This is a genomic window from Amycolatopsis sp. PSD-21 (genome assembly GCF_055561455.1).
This window is the reverse complement of record NZ_CM145712.1, coordinates 826,070-842,633: the sequence shown is the minus strand read 5'-3', so window position 1 is coordinate 842,633 and position 16,564 is coordinate 826,070. Positions and strand designations below refer to the sequence as shown.

Sequence of the window (16,564 nt, the reverse complement as noted above, 5' to 3'; positions counted from 1 at the left end):
CTATCGCCTCGCACCGACAAGAACGTGCTCGATCCGGTCGGCGGCGGTCGTGAGTTCGCCGAGCAGTTCGATCTTGTCCGGGAGGGTCGCGGGATCCCAGCCGGGGCCGCACGCGAAGAGCCTGCTGCGCTGACGGCCTCGGGACACCCTGGCGAACAGGCGAGGGTCCGCCGTCGCGCGCCGTCCCGACCACAGCACCACCGCCGCCGGGACGCTGCGGCGCACGGTCACGGCGAGCACTTCGGCGGGCAGGGAGGCCCCGAACAGCTGGGCGCCGATCCGGCGTCCCGCCAGCGCCGCGGCGAGCGCGTACATCGGCAGGTTGTCGCGCTCGTCCGGGACGCAGGTCAGCAGGACAGGGCGCTGGTTACGCGGTTCGCGCAGCACCGGCGTCGCGCGGACGAGGGCGGCGTACACGCATTCGGCGAGCAGATACTCGACCTCCGCTCCGGCGCTGACACCGCGCCAGCGCGCGCCGAGCGCCGTCAGGACCGGCGAGATGACGCCGGTCCACGCGGGCAGGACGCCGAGTTCGCGGATCGTGTCGGCGAGCATGCGCTGGACCGCGCCGAAGTCCATCGCGAGCGCGGCCGTGCTCAAGCGCCTGGCGAGACGGGACGGAACGTCGTGATCTTCGGCCGGTGGCGCCGCGGCGCGCTCCTCAACCTGGACCACGACGGCCTCCGGCGGCTCCGTCGCCGTCCGGGGCATCTGCTCCAGCGCGTACTTCGCCGCTTCAGCCGTCGAGGCGCCGCGAAGCAACGCGCGCTGCATCAGTTCGAGGCGGCCGATGTCGGAGCTGCCGTAGCGACGATGACGGCCGTTGGTGTGGCGGCTCGGTCCTACGCCGTATCTGCGGTCCCAGGTGCGCAGGGTGGACGGCGCGACCCCGAGCCGACGAGCGACCGAGGCCACCGGCAGGGTGGGTTCTTCACTGCTGATCCGAGATCCCACTCGACCCAATATCCAGGCAGCCCGGGACGGCGGCAACCGGAACGGAAAGTACCGCTCACACATCCGGGGGATGCCTAACGGCTGAATCGTCTTGAATCTCTTGAACAAGTATTGGCGCGCTTCTAACGTTACCGCCGTTGCACCGAATGGAGTATCCGCAGCGCAGCAGAGCAGGTAAACGCTTCGACCGGATGACGGAGGCGGTCAGGATGGCGGACACACGCAGGCTCCCGGGGCCCAACGCGGATGTATGGGACTGGCAGCTCGAAGGGTCGTGCCGAGGCATGGACAGCGCGTCCTTCTTTCACCCTGACGGCGAGCGCGGGCCTGCCAGAGCCCGCCGCGAGGCGAGGGCCAAAGCCGTGTGCCTGGCCTGCCCGGTACTGGCCATGTGCCGGAGCCACGCGCTCGCCGTGCACGAGCCGTACGGGATCTGGGGCGGGCTGTCGGAGTCGGAACGCGAGCACATCATCAAGGCGGACAAGCGCCAATTGAGCATGTCGAACGGCTGATCCGGCCGAGTCGGCGACGCGGAAGGGCGGCATCCGGGTGGGGTGCCGCCCTTCCGCGTCTCCGGCACCGGATCGCGATTAGGGGGCTAAACGCAGGTCGGCGGGCGTGGGCACCCGCGCCACCCGGATCGCGTTTAGCCCGCTAACCGCAGGTCCGCCCCGGCCGCCGCTCCCGCTCTCGGATCGCGTTTAGCCCGCTAAACGCAGGTCGGGCGGCAGATCGCGATTAGGGGGCTAAACGCAGGTCGGGCGGCGCAGCAAAACGGGGCGGCACTCCGGATGGAGTACCGCCCCGCTTCAGGGGTGGAACTAGTGCGCGTGGCCGTGACCGGCCGCGGCGGGCTCCTCCTCGACCGGCTTCTCGACGATGGAGCTCTCCGTCGTGAGCACGAGCCGGGCGATGGAAGCGGCGTTCGCCACCGCGGACCGGGTCACCTTGACCGGGTCGACGATGCCGGCGGCCAGCAGGTCGGTGAGCTCACCGGTGGCGGCGTTGAAGCCGTGCCCCCAGCTCTGCTCCTGGACCTTGTTCACGATGACCGCGCCCTCGTGGCCCGCGTTGGTCGCGATCCAGAACAGCGGGGCGGACAGCGCGTCGCGGACGATACGGACACCGGTCGCTTCGTCGCCCTCGAGGCCGAGGTCGCCTTCGAGCTCCTTGACCGCGTGCACCAGCGCCGAGCCACCGCCGGGCAGGATGCCCTCTTCGACGGCCGCCTTGGTCGAAGCCACGGCGTCCTCGATGCGGTGCTTGCGCTCGTTCAGCTCGGTCTCGGTGGCCGCGCCGACCTTGATCACGGCGACACCGCCGCCGAGCTTCGCCAGCCGCTCCTGCAGCTTCTCGCGGTCCCAGTCGGAGTCGGTGTTCTCGATCTCCTTGCGGATCTGCGCGACGCGCGCGGCGATGTCGTCCTTGGTGCCGGCACCATCGACGAGCGTGGTGTCGTCCTTGGTGACGACGATCCGGCGCGCGTTGCCCAGCTGGGCCAGCGTGGTCTCGGACAGCTTGTGCCCGATCTCGGCCGAGATGACCTCGCCGCCGGTGACGACCGCGAGGTCGTCCAGGAACGCCTTGCGGCGGTCACCGAAGAACGGCGCCTTGACCGCGACGGCGGTGATCGTCTTGCGCAGCGAGTTCACGACGAGGGTCGACAGCGCTTCGCCGTCGACGTCCTCGGCGATGATCAGCAGCGGCTTCTTGGCCTCGACGACCTTCTCCAGCACCGGGAGCAGGTCGGCCAGGGCCGAGATCTTCTCGCGGACCAGCAGGATGTAGGCGTCCTCGAGGATCGCCTTCTGCTCCTCCGGGTTGGTCGCGAAGTGCGCCGACAGGAAACCCTTGTCGAACTGCACACCCTCGGTGATCACGAGCTCGGTCGCCAGCGTGGACGACTCCTCGATCGTGATGACACCGTCTTCGCCGACCCGCTCGACGGCCTCGCCGAGCAGGGCGCCGATGGCCGCGTCACGGGAGGTGACGGTGCCGACCTGGGCGATGTTGTCGCGACCCTTGACCGGGGTCGCCTTCTCCTTGAGGACCGCGATGACCTTCTCCGCGGCGGCCTCGATGCCACGGCCGACGGCGGTCGGGTTGGCACCGGCGGCGACGTTGCGCAGGCCGACCTTCACCAGCGACTGCGCGAGCACGGTCGCGGTCGTGGTGCCGTCACCGGCGACGTCGTTGGTCTTGGTGGCGACGCTCTTGGCGAGCTGGGCGCCGAGGTTCTCGAACGCGTCGTCGAGCTCGATCTCACGAGCGACGGTGACGCCGTCGAGGGTGATGGTCGGGCCACCGAACTTCTTGTCGAGCACGACGTGGCGTCCGCGCGGGCCGAGGGTGACCTTGACCGCGTCGGCGAGCTTGTTCACCCCGCGCTCGAGCGCGCGACGAGCGTCCTCGTCGAAACTGATCTGCTTGGGCATGGCCTGTTCCGCTTACCTTCCAGTTCTAAAGCTCGGAAAACACGAACGCCCCGTTCCCCGGCAATGCGGGGCCCGGGGCGTCATGCGCTGAGAGCGGACGTCAGTTGATGACGGCCAGCACGTCGCGAGCGGAAAGGATCAAGTAGTCCTCACCGTTGTACTTCACTTCGGTGCCGCCGTACTTGGAGTAGATGACGACGTCGCCGACAGCCACGTCCAGCGGAACGCGGTTGCCCTTGTCGTCGATGCGGCCCGGGCCCACGGCCAGAACCTTGCCCTCCTGGGGCTTCTCCTTGGCGGTGTCGGGGATGACGAGGCCGGAAGCGGTCGTCTCCTCGGCCTCACTCGTCTGGACAACGATCTTGTCCTCGAGCGGCTTGATGTTCACGCTCACCGGGTTGACCTCCACGGTCGTCGAAAGCGTTGGCAGGATTAGTTACGGCTCCTACCACCCCCGCCGTCGCGGGTGCCGGGGCGTGTTCGGGCCGTGCAATTAGCACTCTAGCCATGTGAGTGCCAGCTTCGCAAGGAGGGTCCGCTCACCCCGGGGAATCTCCCCCGCCGAGCCCCTGACCGGCGGTTTTGCTCCGCCCGGCACCACCGGATCGCGATTAGCCCGCTAAACGCAAGTCCGCGAGGTCGGTCACCAGGGCATCTGGGGCGAGGGCCGCGAGGGCTCGGCGCTTGGCGGGCGTCTTCGCCAGGGCGATCGATGCGACGCCGGCGGCGCGGGCGGCCAGGATGTCCGCGGCCGAGTCGCCGACCATGACGCACTGACCCGGCGACGTGCCGAGCGCCTTCACCGCTGCGTCGAGGAGCGCCGGCTGTGGCTTCAGCCTCTCGGGATCGCTCGTCGTCCGCGCGCTGATCCCGCGAACGAGCTCGGCGAGGTCGTGCAGTCCCAGGAAGGCCCGGATCGCGTCGACGGAGTTGTTGCTGACGATCGTCACCGTGAACCCCTGCGCGCGCCAATCACGGAGCACGTCCGCGACACCAGGCGACGGCGAGATCTGCGCGACGGCCTCCCCCTCGAAGCGACTGAGCTGCCGCTCGACGACATGCGCGGCGTTCGGGCCGCACGAGGCCGCGAACCGGAGCACGTCGAACGGATCGGCCGAGGCGATCACCTCAGGCTCGATGAGGAGTTTGAGCCTGTCCGCCACCTCGCTCGCCGGCAGCCTGGCGAACACGTCGCACACCGGCCCGTCGAAGTCGAGGAAGACGTGGTCCTTCTCCCACAGAAGCTCCATGCCCCCCACCTTGCCACCGACCTGCGTTTAGCCCCCTAATCGCGATCTGGAGGGGCCTTACGGACCAAGCCGGTTTCTGGTTAGGTTCCGACCATTGGGGTCGGTCCTGTTCAGCAGACCTAGTCACTGGGGGTATACGCCCATGCCGCGTCCCTTCCGTCCCGTCACCCTCGAGCCGCTCCGGCGCCGGTCCAAACGGACCGCCGGGCTCGCGGTCCTCGCCCTCGCCGCCGGTCTCCTCGCCGCGGTCCCCGCCGAAGCCGCCCCCGCGGACCAGCAGCGTCAGCGGGACTTCGCGGCCGCCGCGCGGGAATTCGGCGTCCCGGAGAACGTCCTGCTCGGCGTCTCCTTCCTGGAGTCGCGCTGGGACTTCAACGCGGGCACGCCCAGCACGTCCGCCGGGTACGGCCCGATGCACCTGACCGACCTGCGCGAAGCGGGCACGGGCACGCATCACGACGAAGGTGAGGAGGACCCGCGCGGCGACGACGCCCGCCCGGCGAAACTCCCGGCGACCCCGGCGCCGAAGCCTCCCCCGCCCGGCCTCCAGACCATCGACGAAGCGGCCGCGCTGATCGGTCAGGACGTCGCGACGCTGCGCACGAACACCACCCAGAACATCCGAGGTGGCGCCGCTCTGCTGGCGAAGTACCAGCGCGAGACCGGCGACTGGCGGGCCGCCGTCGCGCGCTACAGCGGCGAGAAGAACGCGGAGGGAGCGCAGTCCTTCGCCGACGAAGTCTTCGACACCATTTCCAAGGGCGTCAGCCGCAGGACCGACGACGGCCAGAACGTCACCCTCGCCGCGTCACCGGTGAGCCCGGCGCGCGCCCAGGCCGAAGACCCGAAGATCGAGTGCCCGAAGAAGCTCTCGTGCCTTTCGGTGCCGGCGCCGTACCAGGAGCTGCCGGACAACGACTACGGCAACCACGACAAGGCGGACCGGCCGAAGAGCCAGAAGGTCGAATACATCATCATCCACGACACCGAGGGCTACTGGGACACGGCGATGGACCTTGTCACCGACCCGACGTACGTGAGCTGGCACTACACGATCCGCTCGTCCGACGGCCAGATCGCGCAGCACGTGCCGACCAAGGACGTCGCCTGGCACGCGGGCAACTGGTACGTCAACGCGAAGTCCGTCGGCATCGAGCACGAGGGCTTCGCCGCGAAGGGCACTTGGTACACGGAGGCGATGTACCGCACCTCCGCGAAGCTCGTCGGCTACCTCGCGCGGAAGTACGACATCCCGCTCGACCGCGCGCACATCCTCGGCCACGACAACGTTCCCGGCACGCTCCCCTCGACGATCCGGGGCATGCACTGGGATCCGGGCCCGTACTGGGACTGGGCGCACTACTTCGAGCTGATGGGCGCGCCGCTTTCCGGTTTCGGCCGTCCCGGCTCGCCGCTGGTGACCATCACCCCGGACTTCGCCACGAACCAGCCCGCGTTCACCGGCTGCGAGGCCGCCGGAAAGCCTTGCCCGGCAAGGGGTTCCGGTTCGGTCGTGCTGCGCAGCGAGCCGAGCGACTCGGCGCCGCTGCTCAAGGACATCGGCCTGCGCCCGGACGGTTCGGCGAGCACGATGGCCGTTTCCGACATCGGCAGCCGGGCGGAGACCGGCCAGCGATACGTGGTCGCCGAGCGGCGTGATGGCTGGACGGCGATCTGGTACCTCGGCCAGAAGGGCTGGTTCCGCGACCAGCGCACGACGAGCCCGGCGTTCGGCCTGGTCGTCACGCCGAAGCCGGGCCTGGCGACCGTGCCGGTGTTCGGCCGCGCGTATCCCGAAGCCGAGGCCTACCCGGCGAACGTGCCTGTGCAGCAGGTCGTCCCGCTGCCGTACACGTTCTCGGCCGGGCAGCGGTACTCCGTCGGCAACGTGCTCGGCTCCGAGTACTACTCGGCGACGACGTTCGACCCGGCGAACCACGTGGTCGTCAAGGGCAAGACGAAGTACGTGCAGATCCAGTTCGGACACCGCATCGCCTTCGTGAAGGCGGACGACGTCCGGATCCTGCCCGCGCTCTGAAAACCGTCCCCGGGGTCAGGAGTCCAGCGCGACCTTGACCCCGGGGGCGTGCTCGGTGTTCCGCCGCGTCTTCGACCAGCCGTTGCGGCCGCGCACCAACCGGAACAGCGCCCGCCACGACGTGATGTAGAACGTGTAGATGTACAGCGCGTAGGCGAAGCCCATCCCCAGTCCACGTAGGACATTGCGGCTCTTCAGGCATTTGAACTGGTAGATCGGGCCCCAGACGATGAACGGCAGCAACCCGAACGAGCCGTAGATGGCGAACAGGATCCACGCGCCGTCGTCGGCGAACCAGGTCCACACCTGCGCCGGATCGCCCGCGGTGCTGAAGAGCAGCAGGATGAACGGGATCGGGTACAGCAGCGAGCCGAGCAGCTGCATCCACGGCTGCGCGAGGTAGTACATCATCTCCGCCGCGCCCAGTGTGCTCACGTGCGGCGAATCCCAGATCCGCCGGAGATACCGCGAACACTGCATCGTGCCCTGGCCCCAGCGGGTGCGCTGCACCAGGAACCGCCGCAGGCTGTACAGGCCTTCCTGTTTCACATGGGAATCCGGGGTGTAGCCGGTCCGCCAGCCCGCGGTCAGCAGGTGAACGCCGAGTTCGAAATCCTCCAGCAGCGAACCGCGCCACGGCTGCTCGTCCGGCCCGGCGATCGAGTCCAATGCGGACAGTCGCGTGAACTGGCCGTTGCCGCCCATGGAGATCGTGCCCGTGAAGCCGCGCGAGGTCTGGATGGCCGCGATGGCCGTGCGGAACTCCAGATCCTGCATCTGGGCCAGCTTCAGCCCGAAAGCACGGGAAAACCAGTTCTTCCCCGGCGGGCGGGTGTCGGCGTTGCCCATCCAGACGTCGAGCTGGACGGCGCCGATCGTCTCGTCGCCGAAGAGATGGTCCGCGGCGCACACCTCCAGGCAGTTCGCCGCCGGCCGCCCGTCCGCGTCGACGACCACGACGACCACGTCGTCACGGCTCGCGTCCGGGCCCATCCAGTCGTTGAGCGCCTGGTACGCCGCGTTGAGCGCGTCGCCCTTGCCCGTCCTCGCCTCCGGGCGGCGCCGGGGAACGAGGTGCAGGTACGGGTCGTAGCCGCCGTTGCGCCGCCAGATCGACCGAACCACCCGCGCCGTGCGGTCCTCGGAGTCGTCGTCGACGACCCAGACGTGCGCATGCCGGAACGTCGATCGCAGGTACCGCACGGTTTCCCGGATGACGGTCTGTTCGTCCCGGCACGGAACGAAGAAGTGCCAGGTGAAGTCGGCGGCGTCACCGACGGGGGCGGGTTTGCGCCGCAGGTACGGCACGACGATCACGACCACGTACACGATGAACGCCACGCTCATCGTGAGCGCGAACGCCTGCGTGATCGCCAGCAGGATCTTGATCGAGCCGCCGCCCATCAGGCGGCCACGCGTTCGGCGCGGGGCTTGCGGGTGCTCAGCCAGACGAACAGGACGAGGGCGATCGCGCCACCGAGGACGCTGACCATCGAACCGAGCAGGGTGTGTCCCCAGTAATAGCCTTCGTCGATACCCATCACGTTCACGAGGCCGACGATGGCCAAAACCCTCATCTGATTGACAAGAATGACGACGATCGCGGAAATAAGCAACGAAGTGAAGAGCCGCTTCGCATTTTTCGGCCGGAAATACAACATGACGGCGGTCACCAGCAGCAGTGGCAGCAACATGAATGCCGACGAGCATTCCGGAGTCATTCTTAACCCGAGTGGAGTATCGCCCGACAACCCAAAGTAGACAGTCTCGCGTTCACCGGCGACGAAGACACCCGATGTGGTGATGACCCTCAGTATCAGGCCGGAGAGCTGGACTTCGAAAACCCGGTACAGACGTTCGGCCAGCACCAGGCCGACCGCGACGGCGAACACCGCCAGCACCGCCATACGCAGCGGAAACCGGCTGGAACTCGGCAAGGGAGCGCTCGCAACGGCCACGGTGACCCTCTCAGGAAAGACGCAGCAGACGACGGGGAACCGGCGCAACGGACAGGAACTCGCCGACGAGAGTAAGTCAGCGGGAACCGGCCCTTTCGACCGGGGTTCGCATTTCCAACGTGATCATGGGCCCTTTCGGCACGATCGTGGAGAAACTGACTAGGCCGAAAGAGTGAAGCGTCCGGCGACCTGCGGGAAATGTCCGCAAGACCACCTGATCCGGTGATACTCGCAGTTTTCTGTTCAATTTAAGAAACACTCGGCGATAGACGATCCGCGAGCCGAGTCAGGCCAGCTGAGGATTCGTCCGCGACGGTCGCGCCTCTCGTGCCGACCGCAGATCTAGAGAAACCCCCCACGAATCAATTCGGAGGACCAGTTGAAGAACACGCACCTCTTGCGACGAGGTGGACTGCTCGCCGCTGTGGTGGCGAGTGTGGCCATCGCCGGCGCGGCGCCCGCCTCGGCGGCCCCCGGCGACGGCTCCGCGTACGGCGTCAAGGTCGATGTGAAGCTCCTCGGCCTCGACGCGGTGAAAGCCGGGCCGCTCGCCGAGGCGAAGACCTCCGGGCCGACCGCCAACAGCCTCGCGAAGGTCGACCTCACCGGCGTGCTCACCGCGGGCGCGATCAACACCGAAGCCAAGCGCGACGACAACTCCGGTGCCGTGACCGCCAAGGCCAGCACCGCCGATGTCGGCTTGCCGCTGCTGAAGAGCGCGCTCGGTAACGTCGGCGTCAAGGTCGTCGAAGCCACCTGCACCGCGACCCAGAAGGGTGTGCAGGGTGCGACCAACCTGGTCGGCGCGAACCTCGGCAGTGCGGGGACGGTCGACTCGACGCCCGCGCCGAACACGCAGATCAAGGTCGGCCTCGGCACCGTCAACGTCGCGACGATCATCCTGAACGAGCAGATCAAGAACCAGGACGGCAGCCTCACGGTCAACGCCATCCACGTGAAGCTGCTCGGCGAAGCCCTCACCCCGCTCGGTTCCGGTGACGTGATCGTCTCGTCGGCGACCTGCGGTCCGGCCGGTCTGCCCGTGCCGCTCGCTTCGGGCGCGGGGCTGTGGATCGGTCTCGGCCTGCTCGGTGCCGTCGCCATCCCGGTCGGTATCCGCGTCGTCCGCAACCGGCGTCCGGCGACCACCGCCTGACCTGGGTGAAGTGAGGTCGAAATGTACAAGTTGCCTGGCGCCGGAGTCGGCGTCGCCGGTGGCGGGGTGGGTGCCCTCGCCGCCACCGGGGCCGATGTCGGCTGGTGGCTGGCCGTCGGGGTGATCCTGCTGGTTCTCGGAACCATCGCGGTCATCGCGGGCTACCGCCGCACGAAACGGCTCGGCGAGATGGGGAGCTGACGCTTCCCCGGACGGAACGGCCGCCGGCGTGGGCCCCTCGCGCGCCGGCGGCCATCACCCGCGTTTTGCGGGACACTCGAAACGTGGATGAGGAGCGCGAACGCGTGGATGTGATGTTGCTGGCCGGAACGCGGCCGGAGGCGGTCAAGCTCGCGCCGCTGGCGTTGGCACTGGCGGAGCACCCGCACCTACGGCCCTTCGTCGTCCACAGCGGACAGCATCAGGGCATGGTCGAACAGGCGCTGATCCCGTTCGGACTGCCGGTCGACGCGTGGCTCGACACCCCGCCCAGGACCACCGGCACGCAGGCGGAACTCGTTTCCGGGCTGCTGCCCGCGCTCGACGACGTGTTGCGCCGTGTCTCCCCGGCCGCGGTCGTCGTCCAGGGCGACACGACGACGGGACTGGCCGGCGCGCTCGCCGCGTTCTGGCAGGGCATCCCGGTCGTGCATCTGGAGGCGGGCCTGCGCACGCACGATCTCGCCGCGCCGTTCCCCGAAGAGGGGACGCGGCAGATGATCTCGCGGATCGCCGCCCTGCATCTCGCGCCGACACCGGCCGCCGCTGCCGCGCTGCGCACGGAAGGTGTTCCACGCCAGCAGATCGCGATCACCGGCAACACCGTCGTCGACGCCGTGATCGCGATCGCCGAGCGGGATCTCCCGGCGCGGGACACCGCGCTCGCCTTGCTGGAGATGGAAATCGCCGAGGCCGGTGAACGTCTCGTTCTCGTGACATCGCATCGGCGCGAGTCCTGGGGCGAGCCGCTGAGCCGCACGCTCGCGGCCATCGAACTGATCGTCGCGGAGCACAGCGACGTCCAAGTGCTGTTCCCGGTGCATCCCAATCCGGCGGTGCGGGACCAGGTGACGACCGCGCTCGGCGGGACCCCGCGGGTGACGATCACCGAACCGCTCGAGTATCCCGACCTCGTGCGCGCGCTGCGGCTCGCCGAGCTCGTCCTGACCGATTCCGGTGGTATCCAAGAGGAAGCGCCGACGTTCGGCACGCCAGTGCTCGTGCTCCGCGACGTCACCGAACGGCGCGAAGCCATCGAGGCGGGCTGCGCCTGGCTGGTCGGGACGGACACCGGCCTCATCGCGGACACCGCGGCGAAGGTCCTGCGTGGCGACCTCCATCCGACGCACGCCGGAAACCCTTACGGTGACGGCAATGCCGCCGCGTTGTCGGTGGCCGCGCTGGAGGAACTGCTCAATCTCGCCCCAGCCCCGCGCACCGCCGCGGAATCGCGCTAGATCGAGACGATCTGCACCGGTAGCGCCGGATTCGCGGAGAAATCGAGCGATGCCCGCGGCCGTCCGGCGGCGACCACGTGCGCGCCGAGCGCGGCGATCATCGCGCCGTTGTCCGTGCACAGCCGCGGCCGCGGGACCCGCAGGGTGATCCCGGCTTCGGCGCAGCGTTCGGCGGCGAGTTCGGACAGCCGCGAATTCGCCGCCACGCCACCGGATATCACCAGCGTGTCGACGCCGTGTTCCTTGGCGGCGCGGATCGCCTTCATGGTGAGCACGTCGGCGACGGCCTCCTGGAACGACGCGGCGACGTCGTCGACGGGAATGTCCTCGCCGCGGCGTTCGGCGCCTTCGACCCAGCGCGCGACGGCGGTTTTCAGCCCGGAGAAGGAGAAATCGAACTTGGCGTCGCGCGGGCCGGTCATCCCGCGGGGGAACGCGATCGCCGCGCCGTCGCCGTTCTTGGCGGCCTTGTCGATCGGCGGGCCGCCGGGATACGGCAGGCCGAGCACGCGGGCGACCTTGTCGTAGGCCTCGCCCGCCGCGTCGTCCACAGTGGACCCGAGTTCGGTGATCTCGGACGCGATGTCGTCCACCAGCAGCAATTGCGTATGCCCGCCGGAGACGAGCAGGGCGAGACAGCGGTCGGGCAGCGGGCCGTGCTGGAGCGTGTCGACGGCGATGTGCCCGGCCAGGTGGTTCACGCCGTAGAGCGGGATGTCGAGCGCGGCGGCGTACGCCTTGGCCGCGGCGACGCCGACCAGGAGCGCGCCGGCGAGGCCGGGGCCCGCGGTGACCGCGATCGCGTCCACATCGGACAGTTTCAGCCCGGCCTTCTCGAAGGCCCGCTCGACCGTGGGGACCATCGCCTCCAGGTGCGCGCGGCTGGCGACCTCGGGCACGACGCCGCCGAAGCGGGCGTGCTGGTCGACGCTGGAGGCGACCTCGTCGGCGAGCAGCTCGACCGTGTTGTCGTCGTGCAGGCGGACGAGGCCGACGCCGGTCTCGTCGCACGAACTCTCGATGCCCATGATGATGCGCGGCATCAGCCCGCCACCTCGTCTCGGACCTGGGCCCGCGGGCGGGCCATCGTGTAGGCGTCGGCGCCGGAGGGCTGGTAGTAGCGCTTCCGGAGGCCGACACGTTCGAAACCGTGCCGCTCGTAGAGCGTGATCGCCGCGTCGTTGTCGGTGCGGACTTCGAGGAAGACGGGCGCGGCGAGTTCGTCCGCGCGGTCGAGGAGCGCCTTCAGCAACGTGGTGCCGATGCCCTTGCGCTGGTAGGCCGGGTCGACGCCGATCGTGTGAATGCTCGCCTCGTAGTCGCCACGGCGGCCGACGACGGCGAGTCCGGCGTAACCGATGACCTCGTCGCTTTCATCCGGGCGGGCGACCAGGTAGTAGCCGCCGCCGTCGAGTTCGGCGTGGAAGGCGTAGGCGCTCCACGGCGAATCGCCGGGGAAGAGGATCTTCTCTATCTCGACACAGCGGGGAATGTCCTTGCGGCGTAAGGGTTCCAGCCTCACGGCGTGGTCACCTTCTTGCGCGCGGCCGGTTCGACGGCGTCCGGGCGGCGGAGGTAGAGCGGAGTGAGCGGGGCGGGCTCGATGTCGAAGTCAGCCGCTTTGACCAGTCCAACGGGTGACGGGAAGCGCGGCTCGAGCGGCTGGACACCGAGGGCGTCCGCGTAGAGGAGGGCGCCGTCGCCCGCCGCGACCTTGATGGTGGTCTCGAGCTCGGCAGGCCGGCCGACGTGGGGGCCGTCGGTGCGGGAGCCGTCGGCGGCGTACGCGGCCCAGTAGACCTCGCGGCGCCTCGCGTCGGTGAGGACGAGGAAGGGCGCTTCGCCGGGGGCGACGTCGGCGGCGATCGCGTCGAGGCTGCACACCGGGTACGCGGGGATGCCGAGGGCGTGTGCGAGAGACGCGGCGGTGGCCATGCCGGCGCGGAGGCCGGTGAAGGGGCCGGGGCCGACGCCGCAGACGATGGCGTCGAGGTCGCGAAGCGTGACGCCCGCGGCCTTGACGGCTTCGAGGGCGTGGGGCGTGATCAGCTCGCCGTGCGCGCGCGGGTCGACCGTGACGCGGTCGCCGCGCGACTCGAGGACGTCGCCGTCCAGGGCGACGAGGCCCGCGGTGACCGCCGGGGTCGAGGTGTCGATGGCCAGTACCAGCACGGTTACCCAGCCTACGACCAGCGCCCCGGAGCGCGTTTAGCGGGCTAAACGCGATCGGGTGGCGCGGCCGCTCCCCCTGCGCCGGATCGCGTTTAGCCCGCTAAACGCGACGCGCGGCGGGGCCTGCACCCCGGTCCCGCGCCTCGCCGCCGGATCGCGATTAGGGGGCTAAAGTCGCTCCCGCTCTCCGGCCCGCACGTCGCGTTTAGCGGGCTAAACGCGATCCGGTGGGCATTGGCGCTCCAGACCCACAGATCGCGATTAGGGGGCTAAACGCAGGTCGGCCTGCCGTGTGAAGCAGGTCGCAGGGGTGCGGGTGGGCAGCGCGGTACGGTCCTGGCGAGGGCCACGCGCCCGGCCGGCGGAGTCGAGCAGGAGGTCACACGGTGCCCGATCGGTTGTTCCCCACGCTGGCGAGCGGCTCGGCCAAGGAGGCGCTCCGCTTCGGCGACACCTCCCTCACCTACGACGACCTCGCGGCCGTCGCCGGCACTCTCGCCCGCGACCTCCCGAGCGGCCGTGTCGCCGTCTGGGCGACACCGTCGGTGCACACCAGCGTCGCCGTCGTCGCCGCCTTGCTCGCCGGCGTCCCCGCCATCCCGCTCAACCCGAAGATCGGCGAGCGCGAGCTCGCGCACATCCTCACCGACAGCGAGCCCGTCCTCGTTCTCGCCGAACCGGGCGCCGACCTGCCCACGGGACTAAGCGGCCTGCCGCGCCGCGACATCGTCCTCCAAGGCACGCCCGTCGATCTCCCCGCGGAACCGGACGCCGAAGCCCCGGCGCTGATCGTCTACACCTCCGGCACCACCGGCCCGCCCAAGGGCGTCGTCCTCCCCCGGCGCGCGATCGCTACCACTCTCGACGCGCTCGAGGACGCCTGGGAATGGACCGCCGACGACGTCCTGGTCCACGGTCTTCCGCTGTTCCACGTGCACGGCCTGATCCTCGGCATCCTCGGACCGCTCCGGCGCGGCGGCTCGGTCCGGCATCTCGGTCGCTTCTCCACCGAAGGTGTCGCACGCGAACTCGCCGCAGGAGCGACGATGATGTTCGGCGTCCCGACCATGTACCACCGCATCGCGGGCGAAGTCCGCGAAAACCCGTCGCTCGCCGAAGCGCTCAGCAGCGCCCGGCTGCTCGTCTCCGGATCGGCCGCGCTGCCCGTCCACGACCATCAGCGCATCACCGCGGCGACCGGCCGGCGCGTGATCGAGCGCTACGGGATGACCGAGACCCTCATGAACACCAGCATCCGCGCCGACGGCGAGCACGTCCCCGGCACGGTCGGTGTCCCGCTGCGCGGCGTCGATCTACGACTGGTCGACGAAGCGGGCCAGCCCGTCGATGAGATCGAGACCGTCGGCGAGATCCAGGTCCGCGGTCCGAACCTGTTCACCGAGTACCTCAACCGCCCCGACGCCACCGAAGCCGCCTTCGACGACGGCTGGTTCCGGACCGGCGACATGGCGACGCGCGACGCGGCCGGGTACGTGAAGATCGTCGGCCGGAAGGCGACGGATCTGATCAAGAGCGGCGGCTACAAGATCGGCGCGGGTGAGATCGAGAACGCGCTCATGGAACATCCCGGCGTCGCGGAGGTGGCGGTGACCGGCGAGCCCGACGACGACCTCGGCGAGCGCATCGTGGCCTGGGTGGTGCCCGACGGAGAACGCCCGGCGGAGTCCGAACTCGCCGACCACGTCTCGCGCCTGTTGTCGCCGCACAAACGGCCTCGCGTGGTCCGTTACCTGGAAGCGTTGCCGCGCAACGACATGGGCAAGGTCATGAAGCGGGCGCTCGGATGAGCAGGTCCTCGGCGCGGTCCGTCATCAAGGAGATCGCGACCGGTTTCGAGGATCTGAAGGTTCCGCGTTCCGAGGAACCGGACGACGGGCCGATCGGCTGGCCGGGTTACCGCTCGGCACGCGAAGCCGCCGAAGAGCGGACCGGAGAAGACGAGTCCGTGGTCTGCGGGACCGCCAGGATCGGTGACGTCGAGGCGGTCGTGATCGCGTTCGAGTTCGGCTTCCTGGGCGGGTCGATCGGTCAGCGGACCGGTGATCGCGTCGAAGCGGCGTTCGCGCGGGCGGTCGAATCCCGGTTGCCGGTGGTGTCGCTGATCGCGACCGGCGGCAGCCGCATGCAGCACGGGATGCGGGCGCTTTCGCAGTTGCAGCGCATCGCGCGGGCTGCGGCCGGAGCCCGGTCGGTGCCTCAGATCTCGGTGCTGCGCGACCCGACGACGGGCGGCGGCTGGGCGACTCTCGGTGCGAGCGCCGACGTCGTTCTCGCGCTGCCCGGGGCGCAGGTCGGTTTCGCCGGTTCCCGCGTGCGGCCTGCCGACGCTTCTCCAGAGGCGTACACGGCCGAAGCGAAGCTCGCGTGGGGCCAGGTCGACCAGATCGTGGGGTCGGCCGACCTTCCCGCGGCACTGGACCGGTGGCTACGCCTTCTGACTTCGCCGACGCCGGAAGCCGCGGAGCCGCCGGGCGCGCTCGGAGCGACGGACTTGCCCGACAGCGGGTGGGATGCGGTCCAAGCCGCGCGCTCCGCCGAGCGGCCGAGGGCGGCGGAGTATCTCGACGTGTACTTCGACTGGCGCGAGGATGTCTCGGGCGATCGATGCGGCGGGGTCGACTCCGGTGTCTTGTGTGGCTTCGGCTGGCGCGATGGCCGAGCGATCGCGTACGCGGCGCAGTGCGGGACACCGACATCGCCCGCGGGTTTTCGGACGGCGGCGCGTCTGGTGCGGCTCGCGTCGAGGCTCGGAATCCCGATCCTCACCCTCGTCGACACTCCCGGAGCGGCGAATGACGAGGCGGCCGAGCGGGCCGGGGCCGGCGGGGCGATCGCGGAGTTGTTCGAGGCGGTCGCTTGTGCGGCCGTGCCGATCACGACCCTCGTGATCGGGGAAGGCGGTTCCGGGGGCGCGCTGGCGTTCGCGGCGCCGGGGTCGACGTGGGTGACGCCCAACGCTTACTTCTCGGTGACGTCGCCCGAGGCGGCCGCGGCGATCCTCAAACTGCCCGCCGACGAGGCCCCCGCCCTCGCAGACCGACTCCGCCTGCGCCCCCAAGACCTGGTGGACCTGGGAATCGCGCGCTCCGTCGTCGGTCCCGCGCCGACCTGCGTTTAGCGGGC

At 69.6% G+C, this 16,564-nt stretch carries 16 protein-coding genes; 7 read left to right on the top strand and 9 right to left on the bottom strand.

The annotated features are described in order from the left end of the window. Window positions 1–915 (bottom strand): MerR family transcriptional regulator, encoded by a 915-nt coding sequence (locus tag ACZ1DY_RS04375; protein ID WP_465485821.1) that lies wholly within the window; start codon window positions 913–915, stop codon window positions 1–3. 230 nt (window positions 916–1,145) lie between these two features. Here ACZ1DY_RS04375 and ACZ1DY_RS04370 point away from each other — a divergent pair, with 230 nt between their 5' ends. After that, entirely contained in the window at window positions 1,146–1,466 is a 321-nt protein-coding gene (locus ACZ1DY_RS04370; protein WP_126736617.1) for a WhiB family transcriptional regulator, read from the top strand. A 309-nt stretch (window positions 1,467–1,775) separates the two neighbouring features. Here ACZ1DY_RS04370 and groL read toward each other — a convergent pair whose 3' ends face one another. The 3 genes from groL to ACZ1DY_RS04355 all read right to left on the bottom strand — a co-directional run bounded on the left by groL (window position 1,776) and on the right by ACZ1DY_RS04355 (window position 4,639). Beyond that, entirely contained in the window at window positions 1,776–3,389 is a 1,614-nt protein-coding gene (gene groL / locus ACZ1DY_RS04365) for a chaperonin GroEL (RefSeq protein WP_126736616.1), read from the bottom strand. Between the two features lie 100 nt (window positions 3,390–3,489). Beyond that, on the bottom strand, window positions 3,490–3,783 hold the full coding sequence (gene groES / locus ACZ1DY_RS04360; protein ID WP_009072407.1) for a co-chaperone GroES: 294 nt from the start codon (window positions 3,781–3,783) through the stop codon (window positions 3,490–3,492). A gap of 217 nt (window positions 3,784–4,000) precedes the next feature. Continuing rightward, window positions 4,001–4,639 (bottom strand): HAD family hydrolase, encoded by a 639-nt coding sequence (locus ACZ1DY_RS04355; RefSeq protein WP_465483659.1) that lies wholly within the window; start codon window positions 4,637–4,639, stop codon window positions 4,001–4,003. Window positions 4,640–4,781: 142 nt separating this feature from the next. On the opposite strand from ACZ1DY_RS04355, the gene ACZ1DY_RS04350 reads away from it, so the two are divergent. After that, a complete protein-coding gene (locus ACZ1DY_RS04350; RefSeq protein WP_465483658.1) occupies window positions 4,782–6,677 on the top strand; it encodes an N-acetylmuramoyl-L-alanine amidase in 1,896 nt (631 codons plus the stop codon). Window positions 6,678–6,692: 15 nt separating this feature from the next. Here ACZ1DY_RS04350 and ACZ1DY_RS04345 read toward each other — a convergent pair whose 3' ends face one another. Together ACZ1DY_RS04345 and xrtP are read right to left on the bottom strand one after the other, a co-directional pair. Beyond that, window positions 6,693–8,081: a glycosyltransferase gene (locus ACZ1DY_RS04345; RefSeq protein ID WP_034304376.1), complete on the bottom strand. Its 1,389-nt coding sequence runs from the start codon at window positions 8,079–8,081 to the stop codon at window positions 6,693–6,695. Continuing rightward, window positions 8,081–8,584 carry an exosortase P gene (xrtP, locus tag ACZ1DY_RS04340; protein ID WP_465483657.1) on the bottom strand — a complete coding sequence of 168 codons (504 nt, stop codon included), beginning with the start codon at window positions 8,582–8,584 and terminating at the stop codon, window positions 8,081–8,083. Before xrtP ends, ACZ1DY_RS04345 begins: the two co-directional genes overlap by 1 nt. Before the next feature lie 430 nt (window positions 8,585–9,014). On the opposite strand from xrtP, the gene ACZ1DY_RS04335 reads away from it, so the two are divergent. The 3 genes from ACZ1DY_RS04335 to wecB all read left to right on the top strand — a co-directional run bounded on the left by ACZ1DY_RS04335 (window position 9,015) and on the right by wecB (window position 11,248). Continuing rightward, window positions 9,015–9,791: a choice-of-anchor P family protein gene (locus tag ACZ1DY_RS04335; protein WP_192747861.1), complete on the top strand. Its 777-nt coding sequence runs from the start codon at window positions 9,015–9,017 to the stop codon at window positions 9,789–9,791. A 21-nt stretch (window positions 9,792–9,812) separates the two neighbouring features. Further along, window positions 9,813–9,992 carry an LPXTG cell wall anchor domain-containing protein gene (locus ACZ1DY_RS04330; protein ID WP_007031099.1) on the top strand — a complete coding sequence of 60 codons (180 nt, stop codon included), beginning with the start codon at window positions 9,813–9,815 and terminating at the stop codon, window positions 9,990–9,992. Between the two features lie 104 nt (window positions 9,993–10,096). Next, window positions 10,097–11,248 carry a non-hydrolyzing UDP-N-acetylglucosamine 2-epimerase gene (gene wecB, locus ACZ1DY_RS04325; RefSeq protein ID WP_465485820.1) on the top strand — a complete coding sequence of 384 codons (1,152 nt, stop codon included), beginning with the start codon at window positions 10,097–10,099 and terminating at the stop codon, window positions 11,246–11,248. On the opposite strand, the gene tsaD is transcribed toward wecB, so the two are convergent. From tsaD to tsaB, 3 genes are read right to left on the bottom strand one after another with little or no spacing between them, the layout of a single operon-like run. After that, window positions 11,245–12,291, bottom strand: coding sequence for a tRNA (adenosine(37)-N6)-threonylcarbamoyltransferase complex transferase subunit TsaD (gene tsaD, locus ACZ1DY_RS04320; RefSeq protein WP_126736612.1), 1,047 nt, complete (start codon window positions 12,289–12,291; stop codon window positions 11,245–11,247). The two genes, wecB and tsaD, sit on opposite strands and share 4 nt — an antisense overlap. Continuing rightward, window positions 12,291–12,770 (bottom strand): ribosomal protein S18-alanine N-acetyltransferase, encoded by a 480-nt coding sequence (rimI, locus tag ACZ1DY_RS04315; RefSeq protein WP_465483656.1) that lies wholly within the window; start codon window positions 12,768–12,770, stop codon window positions 12,291–12,293. Before rimI ends, tsaD begins: the two co-directional genes overlap by 1 nt. After that, entirely contained in the window at window positions 12,767–13,420 is a 654-nt protein-coding gene (gene tsaB / locus ACZ1DY_RS04310) for a tRNA (adenosine(37)-N6)-threonylcarbamoyltransferase complex dimerization subunit type 1 TsaB (protein WP_465483655.1), read from the bottom strand. The genes rimI and tsaB overlap by 4 nt, the downstream gene beginning before the upstream one ends. 386 nt (window positions 13,421–13,806) lie before the next feature. Here tsaB and ACZ1DY_RS04305 point away from each other — a divergent pair, with 386 nt between their 5' ends. Together ACZ1DY_RS04305 and ACZ1DY_RS04300 are read left to right on the top strand one after the other, a co-directional pair. Then, window positions 13,807–15,228 carry an acyl-CoA synthetase gene (locus ACZ1DY_RS04305; protein WP_465483654.1) on the top strand — a complete coding sequence of 474 codons (1,422 nt, stop codon included), beginning with the start codon at window positions 13,807–13,809 and terminating at the stop codon, window positions 15,226–15,228. Beyond that, the gene (locus ACZ1DY_RS04300; protein WP_465483653.1) at window positions 15,225–16,559 is read left to right on the top strand and encodes a carboxyl transferase domain-containing protein; all 1,335 of its coding nucleotides are present in this window, start codon (window positions 15,225–15,227) and stop codon (window positions 16,557–16,559) included. The genes ACZ1DY_RS04305 and ACZ1DY_RS04300 overlap by 4 nt, the downstream gene beginning before the upstream one ends. Window positions 16,560–16,564: the final 5 nt, after the last annotated feature.

Excerpts from the sequence above, each read along its gene's own strand:
- ACZ1DY_RS04370 (WP_126736617.1), top strand. The coding sequence starts at position 1,146 with ATGACGGAGGCGGTCAGGATGGCGGACACACGCAGGCTCCCGGGGCCC.
- groL (WP_126736616.1), bottom strand. The coding sequence starts at position 3,389 with ATGCCCAAGCAGATCAGTTTCGACGAGGACGCTCGTCGCGCGCTCGAG.
- ACZ1DY_RS04355 (WP_465483659.1), bottom strand. The coding sequence starts at position 4,639 with ATGGAGCTTCTGTGGGAGAAGGACCACGTCTTCCTCGACTTCGACGGG.
- ACZ1DY_RS04350 (WP_465483658.1), top strand. The coding sequence starts at position 4,782 with ATGCCGCGTCCCTTCCGTCCCGTCACCCTCGAGCCGCTCCGGCGCCGG.
- ACZ1DY_RS04345 (WP_034304376.1), bottom strand. The coding sequence starts at position 8,081 with ATGGGCGGCGGCTCGATCAAGATCCTGCTGGCGATCACGCAGGCGTTC.
- xrtP (WP_465483657.1), bottom strand. The coding sequence starts at position 8,584 with ATGGCGGTGCTGGCGGTGTTCGCCGTCGCGGTCGGCCTGGTGCTGGCC.
- ACZ1DY_RS04330 (WP_007031099.1), top strand. The coding sequence starts at position 9,813 with ATGTACAAGTTGCCTGGCGCCGGAGTCGGCGTCGCCGGTGGCGGGGTG.
- tsaD (WP_126736612.1), bottom strand. The coding sequence starts at position 12,291 with ATGCCGCGCATCATCATGGGCATCGAGAGTTCGTGCGACGAGACCGGC.
- ACZ1DY_RS04300 (WP_465483653.1), top strand. The coding sequence starts at position 15,225 with ATGAGCAGGTCCTCGGCGCGGTCCGTCATCAAGGAGATCGCGACCGGT.